General features: G+C 73.4%; 23 protein-coding genes. 6 read left to right on the top strand and 17 right to left on the bottom strand.

Annotated features, from left to right (window positions below; all coding sequences use genetic code 11):
- Nucleotides 1-238: 238 nt before the first annotated feature.
- Nucleotides 239-1,285, bottom strand: a complete 1,047-nt coding sequence (locus ACF09K_RS06750; RefSeq protein ID WP_392241418.1) for a LacI family DNA-binding transcriptional regulator — start codon at nucleotides 1,283-1,285, stop codon at nucleotides 239-241.
- A 323-nt stretch (nucleotides 1,286-1,608) separates the two neighbouring features.
- On the opposite strand from ACF09K_RS06750, the gene ACF09K_RS06745 reads away from it, so the two are divergent.
- Genes ACF09K_RS06745 through ACF09K_RS06735 form a run of 3 tightly spaced genes read left to right on the top strand, consistent with a single transcriptional unit; the run spans nucleotide 1,609 to nucleotide 4,738 of the window.
- On the top strand, nucleotides 1,609-2,760 hold the full coding sequence (locus ACF09K_RS06745; RefSeq protein WP_392241417.1) for a Gfo/Idh/MocA family protein: 1,152 nt from the start codon (nucleotides 1,609-1,611) through the stop codon (nucleotides 2,758-2,760).
- Complete coding sequence (locus ACF09K_RS06740; protein WP_392241416.1) at nucleotides 2,757-3,911, top strand: dihydrodipicolinate synthase family protein; 1,155 nt, start codon at nucleotides 2,757-2,759, stop codon at nucleotides 3,909-3,911. The genes ACF09K_RS06745 and ACF09K_RS06740 overlap by 4 nt, the downstream gene beginning before the upstream one ends.
- Nucleotides 3,908-4,738: a sugar phosphate isomerase/epimerase family protein gene (locus ACF09K_RS06735; RefSeq protein ID WP_392241415.1), complete on the top strand. Its 831-nt coding sequence runs from the start codon at nucleotides 3,908-3,910 to the stop codon at nucleotides 4,736-4,738. Before ACF09K_RS06740 ends, ACF09K_RS06735 begins: the two co-directional genes overlap by 4 nt.
- A gap of 193 nt (nucleotides 4,739-4,931) precedes the next feature.
- On the opposite strand, the gene ACF09K_RS06730 is transcribed toward ACF09K_RS06735, so the two are convergent.
- The 10 genes from ACF09K_RS06730 to ACF09K_RS06685 all read right to left on the bottom strand — a co-directional run bounded on the left by ACF09K_RS06730 (nucleotide 4,932) and on the right by ACF09K_RS06685 (nucleotide 18,625).
- A complete protein-coding gene (locus tag ACF09K_RS06730) occupies nucleotides 4,932-6,404 on the bottom strand; it encodes a DUF6177 family protein (RefSeq protein WP_392241414.1) in 1,473 nt (490 codons plus the stop codon).
- On the bottom strand, nucleotides 6,401-10,465 hold the full coding sequence (gene eccCa, locus ACF09K_RS06725; RefSeq protein ID WP_392241413.1) for a type VII secretion protein EccCa: 4,065 nt from the start codon (nucleotides 10,463-10,465) through the stop codon (nucleotides 6,401-6,403). The genes ACF09K_RS06730 and eccCa overlap by 4 nt, the downstream gene beginning before the upstream one ends.
- Nucleotides 10,466-10,670: 205 nt before the next feature.
- The gene (locus tag ACF09K_RS06720; RefSeq protein ID WP_392241412.1) at nucleotides 10,671-11,756 is read right to left on the bottom strand and encodes a hypothetical protein; all 1,086 of its coding nucleotides are present in this window, start codon (nucleotides 11,754-11,756) and stop codon (nucleotides 10,671-10,673) included.
- Between the two features lie 462 nt (nucleotides 11,757-12,218).
- Nucleotides 12,219-13,604 carry a type VII secretion integral membrane protein EccD gene (gene eccD, locus ACF09K_RS06715; protein ID WP_392241411.1) on the bottom strand — a complete coding sequence of 462 codons (1,386 nt, stop codon included), beginning with the start codon at nucleotides 13,602-13,604 and terminating at the stop codon, nucleotides 12,219-12,221.
- A gap of 16 nt (nucleotides 13,605-13,620) precedes the next feature.
- Nucleotides 13,621-13,887 (bottom strand): hypothetical protein, encoded by a 267-nt coding sequence (locus tag ACF09K_RS06710; protein ID WP_392241410.1) that lies wholly within the window; start codon nucleotides 13,885-13,887, stop codon nucleotides 13,621-13,623.
- A 51-nt stretch (nucleotides 13,888-13,938) separates the two neighbouring features.
- On the bottom strand, nucleotides 13,939-14,808 hold the full coding sequence (locus ACF09K_RS06705) for an immunity 49 family protein (RefSeq protein ID WP_392241409.1): 870 nt from the start codon (nucleotides 14,806-14,808) through the stop codon (nucleotides 13,939-13,941).
- Nucleotides 14,809-14,819: 11 nt separating this feature from the next.
- Nucleotides 14,820-17,438: a hypothetical protein gene (locus ACF09K_RS06700; protein ID WP_392241408.1), complete on the bottom strand. Its 2,619-nt coding sequence runs from the start codon at nucleotides 17,436-17,438 to the stop codon at nucleotides 14,820-14,822.
- Nucleotides 17,435-17,824: a DUF6507 family protein gene (locus ACF09K_RS06695; protein ID WP_366059277.1), complete on the bottom strand. Its 390-nt coding sequence runs from the start codon at nucleotides 17,822-17,824 to the stop codon at nucleotides 17,435-17,437. The genes ACF09K_RS06700 and ACF09K_RS06695 overlap by 4 nt, the downstream gene beginning before the upstream one ends.
- Before the next feature lie 110 nt (nucleotides 17,825-17,934).
- Nucleotides 17,935-18,246 (bottom strand): pore-forming ESAT-6 family protein, encoded by a 312-nt coding sequence (locus ACF09K_RS06690; protein ID WP_363088395.1) that lies wholly within the window; start codon nucleotides 18,244-18,246, stop codon nucleotides 17,935-17,937.
- Between the two features lie 46 nt (nucleotides 18,247-18,292).
- Nucleotides 18,293-18,625 (bottom strand): hypothetical protein, encoded by a 333-nt coding sequence (locus ACF09K_RS06685; RefSeq protein WP_392241407.1) that lies wholly within the window; start codon nucleotides 18,623-18,625, stop codon nucleotides 18,293-18,295.
- 453 nt (nucleotides 18,626-19,078) lie between these two features.
- On the opposite strand from ACF09K_RS06685, the gene ACF09K_RS06680 reads away from it, so the two are divergent.
- Nucleotides 19,079-19,558 (top strand): hypothetical protein, encoded by a 480-nt coding sequence (locus ACF09K_RS06680; protein ID WP_392241406.1) that lies wholly within the window; start codon nucleotides 19,079-19,081, stop codon nucleotides 19,556-19,558.
- Entirely contained in the window at nucleotides 19,555-19,914 is a 360-nt protein-coding gene (locus ACF09K_RS06675) for a hypothetical protein (RefSeq protein ID WP_392241405.1), read from the top strand. The genes ACF09K_RS06680 and ACF09K_RS06675 overlap by 4 nt, the downstream gene beginning before the upstream one ends.
- Nucleotides 19,915-19,984: 70 nt before the next feature.
- Here ACF09K_RS06675 and ACF09K_RS06670 read toward each other — a convergent pair whose 3' ends face one another.
- Nucleotides 19,985-20,245 carry a hypothetical protein gene (locus ACF09K_RS06670; RefSeq protein WP_392241404.1) on the bottom strand — a complete coding sequence of 87 codons (261 nt, stop codon included), beginning with the start codon at nucleotides 20,243-20,245 and terminating at the stop codon, nucleotides 19,985-19,987.
- Nucleotides 20,242-20,469 carry a hypothetical protein gene (locus ACF09K_RS06665; protein WP_392241403.1) on the bottom strand — a complete coding sequence of 76 codons (228 nt, stop codon included), beginning with the start codon at nucleotides 20,467-20,469 and terminating at the stop codon, nucleotides 20,242-20,244. The genes ACF09K_RS06670 and ACF09K_RS06665 overlap by 4 nt, the downstream gene beginning before the upstream one ends.
- A gap of 166 nt (nucleotides 20,470-20,635) precedes the next feature.
- Here ACF09K_RS06665 and ACF09K_RS06660 point away from each other — a divergent pair, with 166 nt between their 5' ends.
- Nucleotides 20,636-20,899: a GntR family transcriptional regulator gene (locus ACF09K_RS06660; protein WP_392241402.1), complete on the top strand. Its 264-nt coding sequence runs from the start codon at nucleotides 20,636-20,638 to the stop codon at nucleotides 20,897-20,899.
- 72 nt (nucleotides 20,900-20,971) lie between these two features.
- Here the strand turns inward: ACF09K_RS06660 and ACF09K_RS06655 are convergent, their stop codons facing one another.
- The 4 genes from ACF09K_RS06655 to ACF09K_RS06640 form a co-directional block, all read right to left on the bottom strand.
- Nucleotides 20,972-21,511 carry a GNAT family N-acetyltransferase gene (locus ACF09K_RS06655; protein WP_392241401.1) on the bottom strand — a complete coding sequence of 180 codons (540 nt, stop codon included), beginning with the start codon at nucleotides 21,509-21,511 and terminating at the stop codon, nucleotides 20,972-20,974.
- 138 nt (nucleotides 21,512-21,649) lie between these two features.
- Entirely contained in the window at nucleotides 21,650-21,823 is a 174-nt protein-coding gene (locus ACF09K_RS06650; RefSeq protein WP_392241400.1) for a type II toxin-antitoxin system VapB family antitoxin, read from the bottom strand.
- Nucleotides 21,824-21,974: 151 nt separating this feature from the next.
- On the bottom strand, nucleotides 21,975-22,364 hold the full coding sequence (gene rbsD, locus ACF09K_RS06645) for a D-ribose pyranase (protein WP_392241399.1): 390 nt from the start codon (nucleotides 22,362-22,364) through the stop codon (nucleotides 21,975-21,977).
- Nucleotides 22,361-23,293 carry a ribokinase gene (locus ACF09K_RS06640; RefSeq protein ID WP_392241398.1) on the bottom strand — a complete coding sequence of 311 codons (933 nt, stop codon included), beginning with the start codon at nucleotides 23,291-23,293 and terminating at the stop codon, nucleotides 22,361-22,363. The genes rbsD and ACF09K_RS06640 overlap by 4 nt, the downstream gene beginning before the upstream one ends.
- Between the last annotated feature and the right edge of the window lie 179 nt (nucleotides 23,294-23,472).

The raw sequence follows: 23,472 nt of genomic DNA, 5'->3' as shown, positions 1-23,472 counted from the left end.
ACTCCGACGGTCCCGCCCTCGGCCCCCACTCCGACGGTCCCGCCCTCGGCTCCTGGTCTCCGTCCTGCCGCGGCCTCTGCTCCGACGGCTCCGCCCCCGGCCTCCGGGTCCTGCCCCCGGCCTCCGGGTCCCGTCTTCGGTCCCCGGGTTTCGCCTCCGGCCTCCGGCCTCCGGCCTCCGCCCTCAGCTCCGGATCCCGCCCCCGGCCCCCGGGCCGCGCCCTCGGCCCCCGGACCCCTCAGCCCCGCGGTACTCCCGAGGAACCCCGCACCATCAGTTCCCCCCGCACCATCGCGATCTCCCCGGGCGGCGGTTCCTCCCGGCCCATGGCGATGCGGCCCGCCCGCGCCCCCGCCTCGGCCAGCGGCAGCCGCACCGTCGTGAGCGCGGGCACCGCGTCGATGCTGAAGGGCAGGTCGTCGAAGCCGGCCACGGACACGTCCTCCGGGATGCGCAGGCCGGACTCCCGCAGGGCCGCGCACGCGCCGAGCGCGACGGAGTCGTTCGCCGCGACCACGGCGGTCAGTTCCGGGTCCCGCCGCAGCAGCTCCAGCGTGGCCTCGTGGCCCGCGCGCCGGTCGTAGCGGCCGTGGACCGTCCAGCGGGGGTCCTCCTCGATGCCGGCCGCGGCCAGTGCCGCCCGGTGGCCCTCCAGCCGGTGCCGGGTGGTGGTGCGCTCCTCGGGGCCCGCGATGTAGCCGAGCCGCCGGTGTCCGAGCCCGATGAGGTGCTCGGTCAGTTCCCGGCCGCCGCCGCGGTTGTCGAAGGTGAGCGCGATCGCCCCGGTGCCGGGCGCGGGCGGCCGCCCGCACAGCACGACCCGGGTGCCGGCCTCGGTCAGCCTGCGCAGCTTCGCCGCCACCGCGTCGGCGTGCGGCCCGTCCTCCAGGGCCCCGCCGGTCAGTACGACGGCCGCGGCCCGCTGCCGCTGCAACAGCGTCAGGTAGGTCAGCTCGCGCTCGGGCGTGCCCCCGGTGTTGCAGACCACCGCGAGCCGTTCGCCGCCGGCGCGCCCGCCGGGCCCGCCGATCTCGCCCTGGATCGCGCTCGCCATGATGCCGAAGAAGGGGTCGGCGATGTCGTTGACCAGGATGCCCACCAGGTCGGAGGTGGCCGCGGCGAGCGCGCTCGCGGGACCGTTGAGCACGTAGTCCAGCTCGTCCACGGCCCGCAGGACCCGTTCCCGGGTCGACGCGGCCACGGGGTAGTTCCCGTTCAGCACGCGCGACACCGTCGCGGGCGAGACCTGCGCGCGGGCCGCCACGTCCGCCAGGGTCACCGTCATCTCGTCGTCCTCCGGTCACGCATCTCGTCGTACGTCGTCGTTCGCCCTGGTAGACAGCGGACTCGCGTGCCTGGTTCCGGGCGTGTCGAGCCGACCTTACGGCCCCGGACCCGGGTTGTTCGCCCCCTCGAACAGCTCGGGACGGACACGGTCTTGTCCGGACCGCCGGTCAGAGGCTAGCTTCTTCTCGTATAGAAAGCGCTTGCTGTGACGCTGATCAGTGCCGAGGCGTACGCGGCGCGCACACCCGCGTACGAGACGCGCGCGACGCCGCGGACACCCCCGCGCACGCCGCCGCGGACCACGCCTAAGAAGGGACCGACGTGACACGCAAGACGGTGCGTATCGCCATGAACGGCGTTACCGGGCGCATGGGTTACCGCCAGCACCTGGTCCGCTCCATCCTCGCCCTGCGCGAGCAGGGCGGCCTCGACCTCGGCGACGGCACCGTGCTGTGGCCGGAGCCGATCCTGGTCGGACGCCGGGAACACGTACTGAACGCGCTTGCCGAGAAGCACGGTCTGGAGCACGTCTCGACGGACCTCGACGCGGTCCTCGCCGACCCGACCGTGGACGTCTACTTCGACGCCCAGGTCACCTCCGCCCGCGAGGAGGCGATCCGCAAGGCGATCGCGGCCGGCAAGCACGTCTACACCGAGAAGCCCACCGCCACCGGCCTCGACGGCGCCCTCGAACTGGCCCGGCTGGCCGGCGCCGCGGGCATCAAGCACGGCGTCGTCCAGGACAAGCTGTTCCTGCCGGGCCTGCTGAAGCTGAAGCGCCTCATCGACGGCGGCTTCTTCGGCCGGATCCTGTCCGTGCGCGGCGAGTTCGGCTACTGGGTCTTCGAGGGCGACTGGCAGGACGCCCAGCGCCCCTCGTGGAACTACCGTGCCGAGGACGGCGGCGGCATCGTCGTCGACATGTTCCCGCACTGGGAGTACGTCCTGCACGAGCTGTTCGGCCGCGTGAAGTCCGTCCAGGCCCTGACCGCCACCCACGTCCCGCAGCGCTGGGACGAGAACGGCAAGCCCTACGACGCGACCGCCGACGACGCCGCCTACGGCATCTTCGAACTCGACGGCGGCGCCATCGCCCAGATCAACTCCTCCTGGACGGTCCGCGTCAACCGCGACGAACTGGTGGAGTTCCAGGTCGACGGCACCGAGGGCTCGGCGGTCGCCGGCCTGCGCAACTGCCGCGTCCAGCACCGCTCCGCCACCCCCAAGCCGGTCTGGAACCCCGACATCCCGGCCACCGAGGTCTTCCGCGACCAGTGGCAGGAGGTCCCCGACAACGGCGACTTCGACAACGGGTTCAAGGCCCAGTGGGAGCTGTTCCTCAGGCACGTCTACGCCGACGCCCCCTACCACTGGGACCTCCTGGCCGGCGCCCGCGGCGTCCAGCTCGCCGAGCTGGGCCTGAGGTCCTCCGCCGAGGGCCGCCGCCTCGACGTCCCGGAGGTCGCGCTGTGACCGTCCGGCTCCCCGACTCCGGCGGGACCCTGCGGACCTACGAGCCCCGCGCGGAACCCCTCGCCGTCACCACCGGAAGCGCCTTCACCTCCCGCACGGTCTTCTCCGCGGCGCACGTCGTCGCGGACCCGTACGCCGACGTCTCCCCCGACTCCCCCGCCGCCGTCGACTGGGACGCCACCCTCGCCTTCCGCCGCCACCTGTGGTCCCACGGGCTCGGCGTCGCCGAGGCCATGGACACCGCCCAGCGCGGCATGGGCCTCGACTGGGCGGGCGCGGCCGAGCTGATCCGCCGCTCCGCCGCCGAGGCCGAGGCGGTCGGCGGCCTGATCGCCTGCGGCGTCGGCACCGACCAGCTCACCGGCCCGGCGTCCCCGGCCGAGGTCCGCGCGGCCTACGAGGAGCAGCTCGCCCTCGTCGAGGCCTCCGGTGCCCAGGCCATCCTGATGGCCTCCCGCGCCCTGGCCGCGGCCGCCGCCGGCCCCGAGGACTACCTCGACGTCTACGGCCACCTCCTGCGCCAGTCCGCCGAACCCGTGATCCTGCACTGGCTGGGCCCGATGTTCGACCCGGCACTGGAGGGCTACTGGGGCTCGTCGGACCTGGACGCGGCGACGGAGGTGTTCCTCCAGGTCATCGCCGCCCACCCGGACAAGGTCGACGGCATCAAGGTCTCGCTGCTGGACGCCCGGCGCGAGGTCGAGCTGCGCCGCCGCCTGCCGGACGGCGTCCGCTGCTACACCGGCGACGACTTCCACTACCCCGAGCTGATCGCCGGCGACGAGCAGGGCTTCAGCCACGCCCTGCTCGGCGTCTTCGACCCGCTGGGCCCGCTGGCGGCGGAGGCGGTCCGCGTCCTGGACACCGGCGACGTGAGCGGCTTCCGCTCCCTGCTCGACCCCACGGTCGAGCTCTCCCGCCACCTCTTCCAGGCCCCGACCCGCTTCTACAAGACGGGCGTGGTGTTCCTGGCCTGGCTGGCCGGCCACCAGTCGCACTTCACGATGGTCGGCGGCCTGCAGTCCGCCCGCTCCCTGCCCCACTTCGCCCGCGCCTACGAACTCGCCGACGGCCTGGGCCTGTTCCCCGACCCGAAGCTGGCCGAGGAACGCATGAAGAACCTGCTCGCCCTGTACGGGGTGACGCAGTGAGCGGTCTCGAGCGCTTCAGCATCAACCAGATGACCGTCAAGCAGCTGTCGCTGCCCGAACTGGCGGCGGCCTGCACCGACCTGGGCGTCGGCAACGTCGGCCTGTGGCGCGAACCGGTCCAGGCGTACGGCGTCGAGGAGACGGCCAAGCTGGTCCGCGACGCCGGCCTGACGGTGACGACGCTGTGCCGCGGCGGCTTCCTCACGGCCGCCGACCCGGACGGGCGCGCGGCGGCCCTGGCCGACAACCGCCGGGCGGTCGACGAGGCGGCGACCCTGGGCACCGAGGTGCTGGTCCTGGTCTCGGGCGGCCTCCCGCCCGGCTCCAAGGACCTGCACGGAGCCCGGGAACGCATCGCGGACGCACTGACGGAACTCGGCCCCTACGCCGAGGACCACGGGGTGAGACTGGCCATCGAGCCCCTGCACCCCATGTACGCCTCCGACCGCTGCGTCGTCTCGACGCTCACCCAGGCCCTGGACATCGCGGAGCGCTTCCCCGCCCACCAGGTGGGCGTCACCGTCGACACCTACCACATCTGGTGGGACGACCGGGCCCCCGCCGAGATCGCCCGGGCCGGCGCGTCCGGCCGCATCCACACCTTCCAGCTGGCCGACTGGACCACTCCGTTGCCCGAGGGCGTCCTCAACGGCCGCGGCCAGATCGGCGACGGCGCGATCGACATGCGCGCGTGGCAGGCCCGCGTGGAGGCGGCCGGCTACACCGGCGCGATCGAGGTGGAGCTCTTCAACGACGCGCTGTGGGCGAGGGACGGACGGGAGGTGCTGGCGGAGACGGCGGTACGGTTCGCCGAACACACGGCGTGACGCACGACGGGGAGGGGCCGGGCCGAGCCCCGGTGCCGGACCCACGGCCCGGACCCGGCTCTCGGGTCCGGGTGCCGCGGGCTCCGTTGCCCGGACCCGTTGCCCGGGACCCGCGTCCGGGCCCGTTGCCCGGAAGCCGGTGCCGCAGAACCGGTGCCGTGGTTCCGGTGCCGCGGATCCGGGGGTGGGGTCGTCAGGTCTCCGTTCCCGCACCCGGCGCACCGGCCCGCAAGTGTGCCGCCAGGCGCTGCAGCTCGACGAGGGCGCCGACGTCCGAGCCGTCCCCCAGCGGGTAGTGCAGGGCCGGTCCGGAGGCGGGCCCCAGGGTGACGGGCCGTACCCCGACGGGCGGGCGGCGGGCGTGGGTGAGTCCGATGCCCCGCACGTCGTGCGCGCCCAGGGTGAAGGCGACCGGGACGGGCGGCGCCTGGAGCACGGGCGCCGTGGTGAGGTTGCGGGAGGCCCGCCGCACCGAGGCCAGCATCGTCGTCAGGCCGTGCTCCACGACGAGGGTCTCGGCGAGGGGCGCGATCGCCTCCAGGGGCGGCGCCTCGTCCTCCCCGTACCCGAGGGTGAACGTGACGTCCTGCTCGACGCCCGCGGTCGTCCGCGTGACCCGGATCCACGCCAGCGCGGGCCGGCCGGGGTGCCCCGTCACGAGCAGATGGGTGGGCTCGGGGGCCCGGCCGCGGGCCAGTTCGGTCAGCTGCCGGGTCGACCAGGGCAGGTTGACGGGTTCCGCGGTGCCCCAGCCGGCCGGCGCCGAGCCGGTGAGCCCGCGCCAGGCCGTCTCGAGCGCTTCGCCCAGGACGACGTCCTCGTGCGCGGGGAGCGTCGTACGGAAGGCGACGACGAGCTGCCGGTCGGGCGACGGGGACGTCCGGGCGAACGCCTCGGCGACCGGGACCGCGCCGTCCGGTCCGGGCACGGGTGCGAACGTCCCGTCCCGCCAGCGCAGCACCGCCCCGGACAGCCCGTCGTAGTAGCCCTGGGCCGGGTCCTGGACGACCCAGCGGTTGGGCACCTGGAGGAGGGTGGCGCGGGCCGGGGCGCTGAGCCGGACGTGCGGCGGGGTGACGATCTGCAGGGCACGGCCCGACTCGGAGGTGTCGCGCAGCACCTCCGAGAGCCAGGTGGTCAGGGCCAGGACGGGCCGGTCGGCCAGGACGACGGACGTGCTGTCGGTGAGGACGTCCACGACCGGCTGCCCGTCGTCCGGCGCGAGGGCCGCGGCCACGTCGGCCCTTCCGGTGCCCGTGGTGCCCGTGGTCGCGTCGGCTCCCGCGGTGCCCGCGGCCACGTCCACGACCTCGGTGCCCGCCGCCGGTTCGGGCCAGGTGGTGCCGCCCAGCAGCAGGGCGAGCCGCCCGCACACCGATCCCGCCAGCCGTTCGGCCCCGGGCACGGCGCCGGAGGCCCGGGCCTCGGTCCACCAGAACGGCACGGGCACGTCCCGCCCGAGCAGCCGTTCGGCCTCCCCGGGGACCTGGACCAGCAGCGGGGCCTCCACGGACACGAGGGGCCTGCCGTCCGGGGCGCACAGCCGCAGTACGGCGCCCTCGGACGCGGCGCTCACGCCCGCCCCGGGCCCGCCCGCGTACAGGCCGGCCAGCAGGGCCCAGGTGTCCGGCATCCTCGGGGTGAGGGCGATGACGTCCTTGGTCACGACCCCTCCTCTCCGGCTCCGGTCAACGCGGTCTGGACGAGCTGATGGCGTCGGCCGCGACGGACCAGGGTGCCGCGGCCGGGCGGCTGCGGGGAGGCGTACAGGCCGGGGAAGAGCTGCCCCTCGGTGCGGTCGCCGGTCATCACCAGGGCGGTGGTGCCCGTCTCGCGCAGGGTGGTCAGCAGCGGCTCGTACAGCGCGCGGGAGGCTCCCGCGGTGCGGCGCGCCAGGACGAAGTGCAGGCCGATGTCCTGCGCGGAGGAGACGTACGGCAGGAAGGGCGCGAGGGGCTGCTGTCCGGCGGTGGTGAGGATGTCGTAGTCGTCGACGAGGATGACGATCCGCGGGCCCCGGAAGGCGGGTTCGCCGCTCTCGGGCGCGTCCGGGTCGGCGGTCTCCGGCAGCCGCTTGCCCAGTTCGGCGGCGATGCCCGTGGAGAGGGCGCCGGCGAGCGTGGCGTTGTGGGCGTAGCCGCCCCGGTACGGCTCCGGGACGACGCCGCGCAGGCCGCGGCGCGGGTCGAAGACGCCGAAGACCAGCTCGTCGTCGGAGTACCGCTCGACGAGCCCGGCGACGACCAGTTTCAGCAGGTTCGTCTTGCCGCACTCGTTGTCGCCGAGGACCAGCAGGTGCTGGTCGCCGCCGAAGAGGTCGAGCAGCACGGGCGCGAGGGCGTCCTGGTCGAGGCCGAGGGGTATCCGCCGCGGTTCGGCGGCCGGCGGGGGCAGCCGGGTCACCGGCAGCCGGGCCGGCAGCACCCGCACCGGGGCGGCGGGCTCGCCGTGCCAGGTGGCGCGGACGGAGCGGGCCGCCTCGTCCAGGGCCGGGCCCAGGTCGCCGGTCGTGGGCGAGCCGTCGAGGCGGGGCAGGGCGGCCTGTGCGAACAGCCTGCCGTCGGTGAGCACCCGGCCGGGCACGTCCGGCGCGAGGGTCCCGGAGAGCTTGCGGTCGACGGAGGAGTCGGCGGGGTCGTTCAGGCGCAGCTCGACACGGGTGCCGAAGAGGGACTGGGTGGCGATGCGGACGTCGTTCCAGCGCAGCATGCCCGCCACCACGTGGATGCCGTAGCCGCCGCCCCGTTTCAGCAGGTCGGCGACCGGCTCGTCGAGGTCGGCGAAGTCGTCGCGCAGCGCGCCGAACCCGTCGACCACCAGGACGACGTCGGTGGAGCCGAGCTGCGGCAGCCCCCCTTGGGCGCGGAGCCGGCGCAGCTGGTCGACGGAGTCGATGCCGTGCTCGCGGAAGACCGTCTCGCGCTCGGCGAGCATGGCGCGCACCTCGGCCACCGTACGGGCCGCGCGTTCCCGGTCGGCCCGCCCGGCGACCCCGCCGACGTGCGGCAGGGCGGCCGTCGCCGACAGGCCGCCGCCGACCAGGTCCAGGCCGTACACGGCGACGTCGCGGGGCGTGTGGGTGACCGCCAGGGAGAGGACGAGGGTCCGCAGGAGCGTGGTCTTGCCGGACTGGGGGCCGCCGATCACGGCCACGTGACCGCCGGCCGTGGTCAGGTCCAGCACCCACTGGCCCTGCCACTGCCGGGCCGGGTCGTCGAGCACCCCGAGCGGCACCCGCATCCCGCCCGTGGCGCGCGCCAGGTGCAGCCCGCGCTCGGAGACCCGGACCGGTCCCGCGGCCGCGTCCAGGGTGACGGCGTCCGGCAGCGGCGGCAGCCAGACGCGGCGCACGGCGGGCGCGGCGCCCGCGAGCCGGCCGACCATGAGGGACAGGACGGTCGGGCCGGTCTCCCGCCGGGTGGCGGCGGGTTCCTCCGCCGGCGCCCCGGCCCGGCCCGCGGTGTTGTACGCCGGGTAGGGCAGGGCGAGCGGCTCCTCGTCCCGCTGCTCGAGCGCCGCCGGGCCGCGGTGGGCGCCGGAGACGTACCCGGCCTTGAACCGTTCGTAGGTGGAGGTGTCGACCTTCAGGTAGCCGAACCCGGGCAGGGGCGGCAGGTGGAAGGCGTCGGTGGTGTCGAGGACCGTGCGGGACTCGTCGGCGGAGAAGGTGCGCAGGCCCAGCCGGTACGACAGGTAGGTGTCCAGGCCCTTGAGCCGGCCGCCCTCGATGCGTTGGCTGGACAGCAGCAGGTGCACGCCGATGGAGCGGCCGATGCGCCCGATGGACAGGAACAGGTCGATGAAGTCCGGCTTGGCGGTGAGGAGTTCGCCGAACTCGTCGATGACGACGAACAGGTGCGGGAGCGGTTCGAGGTCCGGCCGCTCCGTCGCGCGCAGCACGGCGTAGTGGCCGATGTCGGCGACGTTGCCGGCGTCCTTCAGAACCTGCTGGCGGCGCTTGACCTCGCCGGCGAGGCTGGTGTGGACGCGTTCGACGAGCCCGGCCTGGTTCTCCAGGTTGGTGATCGTTCCGGCCGTGTGCGGGAGTTCGGCGAAGGGGGCGAACGTGGCACCGCCCTTGTAGTCGACCAGGACGAGCGCCAGGTCCTCGGGGGAGTGGGTGGCGACCAGGGCGAGGACGAGGGTGCGCAGCAGCTCGCTCTTGCCCGAGCCGGTGGCGCCCACGCACAGCCCGTGCGGGCCCATGCCGAGCTGGGAGGACTCCTTCAGGTCCAGCAGCACCGGCTCGTGACGGTCCGTCAGGCCGATGGGCACGCGGAGGAAGTCGCGTTCGCCGCGGGGCTTCCACAGGGCGGCCAGGTCGAGTCCGGCGGGATCGGCGATGCCGAGGAGCGCGGGGAAGTCGACCGGCCCGGCGACGGGGCTGCCCTCGGCGGCGGACTCCGGCGACAGCCGCAGCGGGGCCAGCAGCCGGGCGATGCCCTCCGCCCCGGCCGCGGTGACCGGGTCGACGGCGCCCTCGGCGGCGGCGACCGCGGGGGAGGTGCCCCCGGCGGCGCCGCCCGCGGCGGGCGTGGCGGTCGTGGCCGGGGCGGAGCCGCCCGCGGCGGCGGAACCGCGCAGGTCCTCGACGACCACCCGCTCGCCGCGGACGGTGAGGCGCACGCTCACCTCGTCCGGCTCGTGGACCTGCTCCTGCAGCAGGTGCACCACGGTGACCCCCATGTCCGGCAGCCCGACCGCGGCGTCCGGGCGGGGGAGTTCGGCGGCCGGCTCCCCGTGGGCGTCCACGACCACCAGCAGCCGGTCCGCGAGCCGCAGCGCGCTCCGGTCGGCGAGGCCGCGCCGCACTTCCGCCGCGTACCCGGACCGGCGGCCCAGCTCGTGCCGCAGCAGTCCGGCCAGCTGCCCGAGGTCGGGCGCGATGCGGCGGGCGGCCACCGGACCGTCGTGCGCCCGCGGATCCAGCACGTGGGGCAGCCACTTCGCCCACTCCCACGCGGCGATCCGCTCGCCGGGCACGGCCAGGGCGAGCCCGACGTCGTCGGGGGCGTGCGTCACCGCCGTCTGCACCAGCAGCGCCCGGGCGACCCGCAGGACGTCCTCCCGGTCGCCGACGACGCTGACGTTCCCCGCCCGGTCCAGCGGCACCGTCAGCGGCACGTCGGCGGCCGTCGCGAACCGGCGCTGCAGGGCGCGCGCCTCGTTGAGCATGAACGGGTCCGGCGGCGTCAGTACCCCGCCGGCGCCGCTCTGCTGGACCACCGGCTCCTGGACCGGCACGTCACCGAGACCGACCCGCACCCGCAGGAAGTCGGCGTCCTGACGGCGCCGCTCCCACAACCGGGCGGGGTCGCCCACCAGGTCGTACAGCGCGTCCGGCGGCGGGTTCAGCTCCCGCTCCGCGTCCCGCAGCCGGCGCTCGGCGGCCCCCAGCTCCTCCCGCAGCTCCTCCAGGTACTCCAGGTAGCGCTCGCGTTGCGTGCGCCGGGTGCGCTGCGCCTTGCCGCGCTGCGACAGGAACAGCGCGACCGCCGCCACCAGCGCGAGGACGAGCACGACCGCGCCCAGCACCGCGAACCGGCTGTTGCGGACCACGGTCATCATGATCACGGAACCCATGACGCCGGCCATCGGCAGCAGCGCGGTGGCCGCGTTGCCGGTCTTGCCCTCGGGCAGGTTGGGCGGCGCCTCGACCGTGCGGGGCCGGGCGGGCTCCGGGGGACGGGTGCTGCGGGCGGGCCGGTGGACGATGCGCAGGGTCACGGGCGGACTTCTCCGGAGCGGGTCGTGACGGGGGAGGGGAGGGGCGGGCGCGGGCCGGGGCGGAGCGGGGGCGGGGCGTCGGGGTGCGCCGGCCGCAGCGAGCACGTGGCGTGGGGGTGCGTCGGCCGGGGCGAGCACGGGCACGGGCCGGGGCGCGCCTGCCGGACCGGGTGCGCGGATCGGATCGGGTGCGCCCGCCGGATGCTCACCGCACCCTCACCGCGCGCCCCATGACCTCGGCGGCCAGCCGCAGGACGGCCTCCCGCGTGGCGTGCGCCAGGAGGTCGGTGCGGATGGGGCCGCCCCCGGCCAGATGGCGGTCGTACGGCACGGTGACCACGGTGACCCCCGGCTCCTTCAGGTGCCCGGCGGCCGTCTTGTCGTCGAGGACGGTGTCGGGGGTGCCGGCGACCAGCGCCACGACCGTCGTGGCCAGGGCCGAGTGCGGCAACCGGGCCAGCCAGTCCAGCACCTGACGGGTCGCGCCGACGCCCTCCGCGGTGGTCGGCGCGACCACCACCCGGGCGTGCGCGGTGTCCATCGCCGTACGGGCCACCTCGCCGGGCAGCGTCTCGCAGTCGACGACGGTCACGGCGAAGTAGCGGCGCAGCGCCAGCGTCACCTTGCGGTACGACGTCATGTCGAGCGGGGCGCCGACCTGCCCCCGGCTCGCGGGCAGCAGCCAGCCGCCGTCCGGCACCGGCACCAAGTACCCCGTCACGTCCGTCAGTTGCATGGACGGGTGGAGGATCGACGCGAGATCGGCGCACGTCCAGCGCACCGCCTCCGCCCCCATGCGCACCGGCAGGGTGCCCAGGGCGGCATCCGCCTCCAGCGTCAGCACCGGGTCGTGCCGGTAGTGGTTCAGGGTCCGCCCGAGCAGTGCGGAGACGGTGGACTTGCCGACGCCGCCCCGGATGGAGGTGACGGCCACCACCCGGCCCGTGGTGACGGGCTGCTGCAACTCGCGCGCGATCCTGGTCCGTTCGGTGACGTCCTGCGTGACGGACGAGGTGAGCTTGCGCAGCGCCCGACCCGTACGCCGGGTCACGGAGTCGCCGTGCAGGGGCCGTCCGAGAGCGAGGAGGAGACGGGGATCGAGGGTGGGGGAGGACTCGGGGGCGGGAGAGGCCGGGAGACGGGGGTTGCGGACGGGGGCGGGAACCGCGGCGGGGGCGGGGGCCGGGGTGGTGCCCGGGGCGGTGGGCGTCGCGGGCCGCTCCGGGGCCGGCTCGTCGGCGGCCCCGGAGGCGGGAGCGGGTACGTCGGCCCGGGAACCGGGACCGGTCACGGGCGCCGGGGAGGCGGAACCCGCCGGATCACCGGGCGCGGACGGGACGACGGTTCCGACCGGGGCCACCGGGCCGGGGACGTACGAGCCGGGGACGTACGAGCCGGTGGCGTGGGGAGTGGTGGCGTGAGGGCCGGGAACGTACGGACCGGACGTGTCACCTTCCGCTTCCGCTTCCGCGTCCGCTGCCGCCCCCGCTTCCGCCGTTGCGGCCGCCGGCCGTGAGGGTGCGGGGTGCGGGGGCGCGGGGTGCACGAGCCGCGGTGCGGGCTCGCCGGTACCGGCGGCGGCCGGAGAGGACCCGCTCCCCGCACCGGTGCGCGTCCCCCCGTCCGGACGGCCGCTTCCCCCGCCGCTCAACTCCCGCAGCACGTCCCGCTGCCAGTCGCCGTCCCCGCCGTGCGCCGACGGCCGCTCCCGCCCCTGTTCCCCGTTCGTCATGCCGCCGCGCCCCTCAAGCCCCTAAGCGAAGGTGTCGAGCAGTCGCCCGTACACACCGAACACGCCGATCAGCAGCGGAAGCAGCGCGATGACCCCCACCGACTCGAGCAGGTCACCGACCCGCCGCAGCCGGACCCGCACGTGCTCGGCCGGCTGTACCGCGAGCACGACGAGCGGCAGGACCGCCAGCACGACGAGGACGGCCAGCGGCGCCGCGGCCGGGGACCGCTCCGCCCACACCGTCGACAACCGTACGGCGACGCACGCCGCGGCGGCCAGCAGGACGACCACCTCGGCGACCAGCGGAAACGCCCGGGACCGCAGGGCCAGCACCACCGCGACGACCGAGGCGAGCGGCACCGTCCACACGGAGGGGGCCCGCAGCGCCAGTACGGCGGCCACGGCGGCCGACCCGGCCAGGGTGACCGTGGCGAGCACCAGCCCTCGGTGGGCCGCGGCCAGGGCGGCGGACACCTGGTGGCGGCTGACGGAGACGCCACCGGCCCGCCGGTCGTCGAGCCCGGAGAGCCCGGACGCCATCAGCGCGAGCCGCGGCAGCACCCCGAGCAGCACCACGCAGACGACACCGAGAACGGCCCCGGCACGGGCCTGCTGCTCCGCCGTCCCGGCGCCGGACTGCACGGCGACGACGGCCTCCCAGCCGACGGCGGTCAGGGCCAGGGCGCCGGCCCCCACGACCCCGCCCCGCCCCAGCGGCGTGAACAGCCCGAGCAGGACGAGGACCAGCACGCCCACGGCGGCCACCCCGGCGAGCCGCAGGGCACCCGCCGAGGACCCGCCGACGACGTCGACGAGGCTCCACACGCCCGGTACACCGAGCGCGCCGCCGGCACACAGGAGGGTCGCGGCGAGCGCGTGCCTGCGCGCCCGCCCCAGGACCGCACCCGCGACCGCGGCCAGGCCGGCGGCGGCGAGCAGCGCACCGGCGACGGCCGGACGGTCGTAGTGCGCACGCGCGAACAGGGCGGCGACGACCACCCAGCCCACGCTCGCGACACCCGCCGTGACCCGGCGCGCGGCCGGCCCCCACCGCCATGCCCGGTGGCCGAGGTCCTCGGCCACCTCGTCGGTGACGTCGTGCACGACGGGAGCGGGCGGGGCGTCCTCCGCGCGGACGAGACGCAGGACGGCGCCGTCGCGGACGCCCGCCGTCTCCAGCGTGCCGTCGTGGTCGAGCGCGGAGCCGTCCACCGTGACGAGGTGACGCGAGGCGGGCCGCCCCTCCGCGCGGTCGTCCAGCAACCGCATGATCTCGGGCAGCAGCAGCCCGACCGGCTCCCGCGCCGGAAGCACGAGATCGACGCGACGCCGCTCACCGACGAGTGTGACCCGGCTCAACACCGCGGGCCCACCGGCCGTTTCCCTGCTCAAGGCCCCCGTAGACATCACGTTCGCGAACCTATCACCGGCTTGTAGGACCGTCGGAGGGTGTGGAAACGCCGGGGGAGTACGGGCTGTTCTGCCCGATCACCCGGTGCGACACGAACGACCACCCCACGCACCCCGCGCACAGCACGGCCGCGACGACCGTCCCGGCCAGCACCTTCCCCACCCGCTCGTCCACGGCCCGCCGCTGCCGCTGCGCCCCGAACAACAGCGCGTCCCGCAACCGCCGCCGCCGCACGGAGACGGACTCGAGGAGCTGGCTGTCGTACTCCTGGGCGGTCATGTCAGCTCACCTGTCTCGCGTGTCTCACCTGTCTCGCGTGTCTTACGTGTCTCACGTGGGGAATTCGCCCAGCCAGCTGCGCTTGAGCAGGTGCTCGGGCAGGTATTCCGACTCGACCTCGATGGGCCGCCCGGCGTCGTGGGCGAGGCAGGTGAGGGCGAGGATCGCGAGGGGGACGTCGCCGTCACTCGTCTCCTGGCGCTCCTCGTTCGCCGTCCAGTATTCCTTGTGGAGTTGGAGCGCCTGGACCAGGGCCTCGTTGAACTTGACCGGGTCCTGGCCGACGAAGCGGTAGAAGAGATTGATCGGCGGATACAGGACCTTGAGCATGGTCTCGCGGTCCATGAACCGCAGCCGGTCCGGGTCGGTCCCGTCGAACGCGGCGACGAGTTTGTCCCCGAGTCCGGGGCGCTCCAGCCAGTAGGTCTGGAGGGCGTCGACCCAGTGGTAGACGTACTCCTCGAAGACGGCGCCGGAGGCCCGCAGCGTCTCGATCGGCACCTGGCACAACTGCGTCATCCGCACCTGGTCCCGGCAGACGACGGCCAGCCAGAAGGCATCCAACCAGGTACCGGCGTCCACGAAATGCGTGATCCCCACGGCGGGAATGGTGCGCACCTCATGGCCGATCATGCACTCGACGGTGGAACCCTCGGGAGCGGTCGCCGAGGCGAACAGGGCGGACCCGACCTGCATGGCCATGACCCAGGCTTCCCACGTCTCCAGCTTCTCGGCGGTGGGGTCCTCGACGCACAGGAGTGCGGCTCTCTGGCGTGCTCGGTTGAACGTCATGTCGAGGCTGTCGGGGTACTCCTCCAAGTCCTCGATGTCTTTGACGGTGCGCGCATTGATCCTCTGTCGCAGCCCGTCCGGATCCGGGTGGCTTCCTTCTGCCAGCGGCCGCGAAATCCTCGTCGGCATGGACGGTTCCCTCATTTCGTGATGTCGAACTGCAGCATCTCGTAACCAGCGTACTTAGGGCCCTTGAACTTGGCTTTCACGAGGACGTAATCCACCTCGCCCCGTTTGAGGGCCATGCTCAGATCCTCCGCCAGCTTGCGTTCGGCCTTGGCCGCTTCGAGCAGGTCCTGATTTCCGGTTTTCTCGGCTTTTGATTCGTTCCTTTCGGCCCGAATATCCATCTGGTCGAGAATGGTTCGGAAGTACTCTCGCGTGCCTTGGGTCACCAACCGCCCGCTGAGCCCCTTGCGCACTCCGAGAGAAGCCGTGGTGGACCCCTTCGCCTCGACCACCACGTACCGGCCGTCCGTCGTCCGGTACACCTGGTCGAACCGATTGTTCCCGAACGCCCCGTCGTCCAGGCGCACCGCACCGGGGTAGTGCTCGGGTACCGCGTGGTGCTCGGCGGCGTGCTCGCCGAGCAGTTCGCTCTGCCGGTTCGCGTCGCCGTGGAGCGGTGAGTGCGTCTCGTCGGCGAGATCCCTCGCGGCGGCCAACTCGTCTGTGGGGTTGGCGGAATAGGCTTTCTCCGCCTCTTTGAGGGCCTTCTCCGCCGCGTCGTCGGCCTTGACGGCCGCGTCCCGCTTGGCGGCCTGCTCGTTCAGGTCTTTCAGCGTCTCGTGGGGGAGGTCCGAAGCCTTGCCCCTGACGGGATCCAGGTGCACGTAGTGCTCCTTGATCGCCGGAGGCATGTCACTGGCCGCGATCCACTCGGGGGGCGCGAACGGGTTGCGCGTGAGCTGGGGTACGACCTGGCCGTACCCGCCCTCGCTGGCCGTGGAGCGCCGGTACCCGTTCTTGCGGTAGTTCTCCTTGAACCACTGGGGGTCGTTGTTGGCCCGCTCGACCTGCCGGTGCATGATCTCGCGTTCGACGTCCAGCGGATCGCGGCTGCCGGACGGCGATCCGCCCGAGCCGTCGCCGCCCCCGTGGCCGCCGCCGGTCCCGCCGTGTGGGGTGGGAACCCGACCGCTGTCGGTTCCGCCGCCCGCGGGTCCGTGGTCGCCGCCCGTGGGCCCGTCGCCGCCTGTCGCGTGACCCCCGGTGCCGCGTGCGGGCACCGTGTCCGTGCCGCGGGCCCCGGCCTGCTCGCCGACGTGGGCGGTCGGTGCCGTGTTCCCGGCGGCCCGTCCCGTCGTGTCGCCGCCGACGTGGGCCGCCGTGCCCCCGGCGGCGTGCGCGCCTGCCCGGTCGCCGGCCCCGACGAGCACACCCTCCTCGTGCGGCAGGCTCCGTTCCAGCAACTCCCGGTCCGCCGCCGACAGTTCCACCTTCGCCGGCGCCGCCGTCCCGTCCGCGCGTACGACCGAGCCGTCGGTCAGGTCGAGGCGGGTGCCGTCCGGCCATTCCACGACGTTGTCGCGGATGACCGGCATGTCGTCGGCGATCCGCACCACGCTGCCGTCGGGCTGGACGCGTCCCGCTCCGGAGAGGAGGTCGTCGTAGGCGCCCGCGTGCACGCCCCGCAGGCCGGCGAACAGGTCGGTGACCTTGACCGTGCCGAACTTGGCGGCCTTGCCGAGGTACGTCATGGGGTCGACGAGCCGGGCCGTCCTGCCGAGCACGCCGACCGTGCGGGCGACCGCGCCGCCCTTGGCCGCCGCTCCGGCGCCTCCCGTGAAGACCGTCGTCAGGACGTTGAAGGTGACCGCGCCGCCCGCCCGTGCGGGGTTGTCGCCCCACTGGTCCCAGGCGACCAGCGCCTTGCCCGCCTCCTTGACCGTGTCGCGGGAGTCGCGCAGGTAGGAGGGCAGCTTGTCCTCGGGCATCATCCAGTACGCGGTGCCGACGACCGGCACCGCGGTGATGAGCACGCCGGTCGCGAGCTTGCCGAGCCCCTTCCAGGCCTCGCCCGCCGCGTCCCAGCCGTCGACGCCGACGAGAGTGCCGAGGCCCCGGATCGTGCCCCACACCCCGTCGACGACGAATCCCTTGCCGAACTCCCACACCTGGTGGCCCAGCCAGTCGAGCCCGTGCCGTTCCTTCTCCACGGTCTTGCCCCAGGGCAGTTCCCCGGACTGGTCCAGGAGGTCGGCGGTGAAGCCGTAGGTGGTGGTGCCGCGCTCGACCAGCCGTTTCTCGGCGCCGTCCTCCAGGATCAGCGTCGAGCCGCCCACCAGTGCGGTGATCTTGTTGTGGCAGGTGATCTCCGCCTGCCAGAAGGCGGCCGTGGTGGCGTTGACGTCGTGCACCAGGTCGTTGTTGAGCTGGACGTTGTCGTCGTCCTCGCGCCAGTCGTCGTCCCCCGCGATCTGGTGCCGGAAGGTCTCCGCACGCTGCTTGAGGCTCTTCAGCTTGGCCACGAGCGGCTGGATCTCCGTCTCGTACGAGCTGAGGGCCGACGCCACCTTCTCCAGGTCGTCGGCGAACTCGTCGGCCTTGGCCGCCACCGGCGCCGTCGTGGCGAACAACTGGTCCGCCTCCGGAGCGGTGTAGCACGCGGACAGCCCCTGGAAACGGGTGTGCACGTCCGATCCCGACTGGCGGAAGACGAGCGCCTCCGCCGTCAACAGCATCGAGTCCGTGCCCAGTTGCTCCAGATCGCCGGTGAACTGCGGGATGTTCTGCGGGTCGATGAGGTCCGCGCTCACTGGCCCCCCTGCTGCCCGTCCACGCCCGGCAGGTCGATCTTCGGTTCCTTCAACGCGTTCGCCTGGGCCTGCGCGGCCATGTCCAGGTCACCCTTGACGTACGCGTTGGTCGCGGTGGCCGCCCCGTTGAGGGAGTTCGACGTGCGCACAGCGACGTACATCAGCTTCTCCTGGTAGGCGGTGAAGAACTCGCCCAGCGCCGCCGCGACCGGCCCCTGGACCCCGCTCTTCTCCACGCCGCCCTGCTGGATCGTGCCGGCGGACTTCGCCGCGCTCGGCATGGTCTCCTGCAGGGCCTTCCCGGTGTCCGAGAGGCCCTCGGCCGCCTTCGCCGTCTCCGTGAGGACGTGCTGCACGCCCGACGGCGAGATGTCCCACCCCGTCATGTGGATTCCCCGTACTTCCCCGTGCTTCCGTGCACTCCCGTGTGCCGTCACCCGCCGACGCGCCCGAGCCCGCGCCCGTGAGCGCGTCGGCGTCGGAGCCCGCGCCCGCGTCAGCCGATGTTGTCGACCGCCGCGCGCGCCTTCGCCATCGTCGACTGGGCCGTCCCGTCGTTGTCCTCGAGGGTGGTGCGCACCAGTTGGATGATGCTGCGCACCTCGTTGGCCGCGCGGTTCCAGCGCAGCTCCTTGCCGTGGTACTCCTCGGAGACCCCGTCGGCCTGGAAGTCGGCCATGGCGGCCTTCACCGCGCTGTCGCGGTCGGCCAGCACACGCTCCAACTGCCCGACGATTCCCTGCAGTCCGCCCTGCACCTCGCTCGACGCGCCGGTGTCGTAGGAGCGGCGGTCCAGATTCTGGCCCATCGTCACAAACCCCCTGTGGTTGTCGGCCCCTGCCCCGCCCGGCGTTCTAACGCGCGCCGAAGCGGGCCGCGTCGAAGTTGGCGGCGCCCATGTTCTTGTTGGCGTTGTCCTGCTGCTCGGTGTCACCGGTGGCGAACGCGGTGTCCATGCCGCCCTGGCCCTCGAGGATCGCGCCCAGCGACTCGTTCAGCGCGGCGGTGATCTCGTCCGCACGCGTCTTGAAGGAGTCGAAGGCGACCTTCCCGGAGCCGTTGAACTTGCCCTCCAGCGGCTCGGCCGCCTGGATGAGCATGCGGATCAGCGTGCCCAGGTCGGTGCTCGAACCGAACGTGCTCCTGCCCAGCTCCGACAGGGTCGTGGACCCCATGTCGAACTTCACGTGTGTCACCCCCGTGCATCACGTACGCATCACATAGTTGTTCGAGCATGTTGTCGCACAATCCGTTGCGGGCGCAACGCGGTTGGTTGCGCTGTGACGTGATCCGGACGCGGCTGGAACGATGTCCCGCCGTCCTGGCCTCCCTAGTCACTGTCTTGCTGCTCCGTAGGTGGGCGTCCAGGGCATGTCCTCATGTGTGCGCGGAGCGTCGTGCAGAGGGGGTGCGGAGGCTGTCGACGCCTGGGACCCCCGGAACGGGCCGCGTCGTCCGCGGGCGGGGTGAAGTGTGGTCGCGAAGGCTCTGGTCCTCCCTGCGCCAAGAGAAGATCCTTCATCGGTGAAGGGAGAGGAACCGGTCGCCGATGCGGGCTGCTCGCGTGCGACCGGCCCGCCGTTCCGCTCCCCTCCTTCGGGTGATGGCGCCGAGGCAAATTTCGAAGTAGTTTCAAAGTCATGGGTGCCGAAAGTGCAGCAGTGAATTTCTCCGAGCTGGTGAACAAGAACAAGCAGACGCTGGCCCGGCTTCAGGAATCACCGAGACTGCTCCTCCACCGCAGAGACGGCGAGGACCTGGTCCTCACCACCGCGGCGCGTGCCGAGCAGGACCAGACCGTGGTGTCGGCAGCCACCCGGATGCTCGCCGCGATGGCGCGCCGGGAACCCGGCAGCACGGAGCTGCTCCTTGGCATACTGCCGGACGCCTTCCCGTGGGTTCGTTTCCTGCCCGAGCCCGATCTCCACGCCTTCGCCGTCGAACTGGTCGACACCATGCGCGCCGCCGACTCGATCGGCAACAGCGCCTCCGTCGCCCAGCTGCTCATCGCTTGGCGGCACACTGCCGAGGTCTACTCCGACCCCGATCTGCTGGCCGCACTGACCCGGGACCACGACGAGGACTACGGTCCGGTGCCGGACCCGCGGGACGTCGTATGACCGCGGGCCGCGGCGACCGCGCCGCACCACCGGCGCCAGAAGGCCACTGGGAAGTCCGGTTTGCCGACGCGGCCTCGGCCAAGGGCTGGGAGAATCTCGCCCAACAGGCCGGTGAGAACACCTATCGCGCCTGGATCGCCATGCGTACCGCCCCCAGGCCGACCACCGAGACGCCCCGGCACCACCGGCTCAAGGGCGGTCTGGCACACGGTACGCATCGCGGACAGACCTGCGAGCAGTGGCAGATCGAGGTGACCGGCGGCGGCCGTGTCTGGTACCTCCTGGACACGATCCGTAACACCTGCTGGGTCACCTTCGCGGGTACAGGGCACCCGCGAGCCACGGACCGAAGCTGATCCCGCACGGCCGAGTGAAAAGCGGGTCGTCGGACATCACGACAACGTGATGTCCGACGACCCGTCCACATCACCGCCCCCGGTCCGCCGCCATGATGCCCACGCACTCCTCCAGTGCCGCGTGCAGCGCCGGCACGAAGGCGGCGAGTTCGGTGTCCGACGACCGGCCTCCCTCCAGCACGGCCCCGACGACCGTCACCAGGACGGCGGCGGCCTTCAGAGCATGGACGTCGGCCAGTTCGTCCAGCACACCACCGGGGCGCGCGTCCACGAACGCCTCCCTGCCGGTGGTGGGGTCGACGCCGAGACTGCGGAAGCACCGCGCACTCATACGGCGGCCTCCGCCAGGACGTGGTCCTGGCCCAGGACCGCGAGGTACGGCCGCACCAGGGGCAGGCCGTCGGCGAGGATCACGTCCGCGGGGTGCGGGCGCGTCCGGCGGACGTGGGGCGGCTGTGGGGCAGGGGTGGCCGCGAAGGAGAGCGGGGTGAGGGCGCGGTGCGCTCCCCGGGGCGGCAGGAAGAGGCTCAGGACAGCGGCCAGTAGGCTGCGCACAGGTCGACTCCTTGTCAGTCGGCTCAGCCCCGGCATGGAAGCTGTCATCTTCCCGCCGGGGCGTCTTCGTTTCCGGGAACTGTAGCGCGCAGAGGGTAGTAGTAGGTAGTAGTTGGTAGTAGTGCTAAGTAATGCGCGGTGGAAGGTAGCGGCATACGGTCGACGGGTGGACAAGATCAGCCCCGATTCACCGCAGTACGTCTATGAACAGCTCGCAGCGATCATCGAACGGAAGATCCGTTCCGGTGAGTACCCGCCGGGCACGCGGCTGCCGGGCGAACTGACCATGACGCACGAGCACAAAGTCGGTCCGGGTACGGTCCGCCGCGCTCTGGACATCCTTCGGGAGAGGGGGCTCGTCGTGACGGTCCGCGCTCGGGGATCGTTCGTCTCCGACCCCCTGCCGCCCGCTCCCGACACACCTGCTTAGACGACACTCCGGAGGAGGCGGGCGTCCGCGACGGGTGACGTCGAAAAGCACTGCCAGGACTCCGTCGCCGACTCAGCCGGACGGCGCAACCGGGGAGCGCATACCCAGCCACTGCTCGGCGTCCCAGGCCTCGAACCGCTCCACCTCGATGAACCCCAGCTTCGCCGCGAGGCGCATCGAGGCGACGTTGGCGGTCTGGGTGGTGAGCACCACCGGCTCGCCGGGAAGCGCGCCGGCGAGCCAGCGGAGAGCGGCCGCGCACGCCTCGGTGGCGTACCCGGATCCCCAGGCCCGCGGCAGGAACAGGTAGCCGAGATCGGCCTTTCCCGCGGCGGCCGGGCGACGGTGTCCCGTTGCCCTCCTGAGCAGGATCTGACCGATCATCGCCCCGTCGAGATCGACGACGAAACTCCCGGGCCACCGCTCGGGCACCTCGGGCATCTCCCGCTCGAGCTCGTCACGCGGCCGGGGGCCGCCGAGGTAGGTGTGCACCTCCGGCGACGCCAGCAGCTCGACGAACGCCGCACGGTCCCGGGCCTCGGACTCACGGAGCACGAGCCTCTCGGTCCTGATCGGTTCCGGCGGCCAGGCCACGGATCCCAGATCTTCCATCCGCGCACGCTAACAGGTGGTCAAACCACCCGGACGGGAAATGCTCGGCTCCACTGGGACCCGAACCGCGGACAACACCTTCGGCTTGAGGCCGGACAGATCACTGTCCCCAGATCGTTCACGTGTCAAGCAAAAGGATCACCGGCTGCGCTTCTCCGTCCGATGCATGCGCTCGGCGTCCTCGACGGCACCCCAGTCGCGCGCACGCTCGAAGTGACGGCTGATACGGACCGCATGCTCCTGCTGCTCGGCGACAGAGCCGTGGGCGCTTTCCGGGACGTCGTCATCGATATCGATCCGGGTTGCAGGCATGCCGCGCCTCCCGCAGAACGTTGGTGATGTACACATAGGAGCACGTCACTCACGTTCACGGACCCGCCCTGGGACCGGCTCCGGGACCTGGCAGGCCGAGGGGCCCGGCCGACCGACCGAGCCCCTCGAAGCGTCCCCGCGCCTCACCCGTTCAGAAGAACACCCCGCACCGCAGCAGCACGTTCGCGTACGGCCGGGCCTCGCCCGTGCGCACCACCAGGCGGGCCCCCGACGACAGCCTCTTCAGCTCCTCGTGCGGGACCAGGGCCAGGTCGGGGAAGTGCGCGTCCAGCAGGCCGGCCGCCGCCGGGTTCGCCTCCCGCACCTCCGAGGCCGCCGTCGCGCCCTCCACGACCAGCTCGGCCAGCAGGCCCTCCAGGACCTCCGCGAAGGAGGGGACCCCCGCCCGGAAGGCGAGGTCCACGACGCGCGGGCCCTCGGGGATCGGCATCCCCGCGTCGCACACCAGCACCCCGTGCCCGTGGCCCAACTCGGCCAGCGCGCCCGCGAGGTGGCGGTTGAGGATTCCGGCCTTCCTCACAGGGCGGCCACCTCCGCCGCCGTGGGGAACGACTCCTGCGCGCCCCGTCGCGTCACGGCCACCGCCCCCACCCGCGCCGCGTACGCCGCGGCCTGTGCGAGCGAGGACCCCGCGCCCAGCTTCCACGCCAGCGCCGCCGTGAAGGAGTCGCCCGCCCCGGTGGTGTCCACGGCGTCGACCTTCACCGCCGCCACCTCCTCCACGCCCTCCGCCGACGCCACCAGCGCGCCCTGCGAACCCAGCGTCACGACCACCGACTTCGGCCCTCTCGCGAGCAGTGCCCGCGCCCATTCCTCCGGCCGGTCACCGACCGCCGCGTCACCGGCTCCCGAGTCGTCCGCCCCCGCCCCGCCGAGGATGACCTTCGCCTCGTGCTCGTTGACGATCAGCGGGTCGCAGGCCGCCAGCACCTCGTCCGGCAGCGGACGCGGCGGCGACGGGTTCAGCACGAAGCGGCTGCCCGGCGCCAGGTTCCGTACGACCTCCACGACCGTCTCCAGCGGGATCTCCAACTGCGCCGACACCACGCGGGAGGCCCGGACCAGGCCGGCGGCGGCGCGCACGTCGTCCGGGGTCAGGCGCCCGTTCGCGCCCGGGGACACCACGATGCTGTTGTCGCCCGACGGGTCCACCGTGATCAGCGCGATCCCGGTCGGCGCCCCGCCCGCCAGCACGCCCGCGGTGTCCACCCCGGCCGCCCGCTGCGAGTCGAGCAGCAGCCGGCCGTACGCGTCGTCGCCGAGCCGTGCCAGCAGCGCCGTGCGGGCACCGAGGCGGGCGGCCGCGACCGCCTGGTTGGCGCCCTTGCCGCCCGGGTGGACGGCCAGGTCCGAGCCGAGGACCGTCTCGCCCGCCGCCGGGCGCCGCTCGACGCCGATCACCAGGTCGGCGTTGGCCGACCCCACGACCAGGAGGTCGTAGTCGTACATGAGAACTCCCCTGCGTACGTCGTACATGTCGTACGTGACGTGAGGCGGGCGGGCGGACGGACCCGGTTCCCCGGCCGGGGCCCCCCCCCCCCCCCCCCGCCCCACCGCCCCCCCCCCCCCCCGCCCCCCACCCCCCCCCCCCCCCCCCAACCCCCCCCACCACACCCAGCCCCCCCCAA

Origin of the sequence: Streptomyces sp. NPDC014882, assembly GCF_043081325.1 — a bacterium.
Taxonomy (GTDB): domain Bacteria; phylum Actinomycetota; class Actinomycetes; order Streptomycetales; family Streptomycetaceae; genus Streptomyces.
Note: the sequence above shows the minus strand (reverse complement) of the source record. Positions and strands in the feature narration are given on the sequence as shown.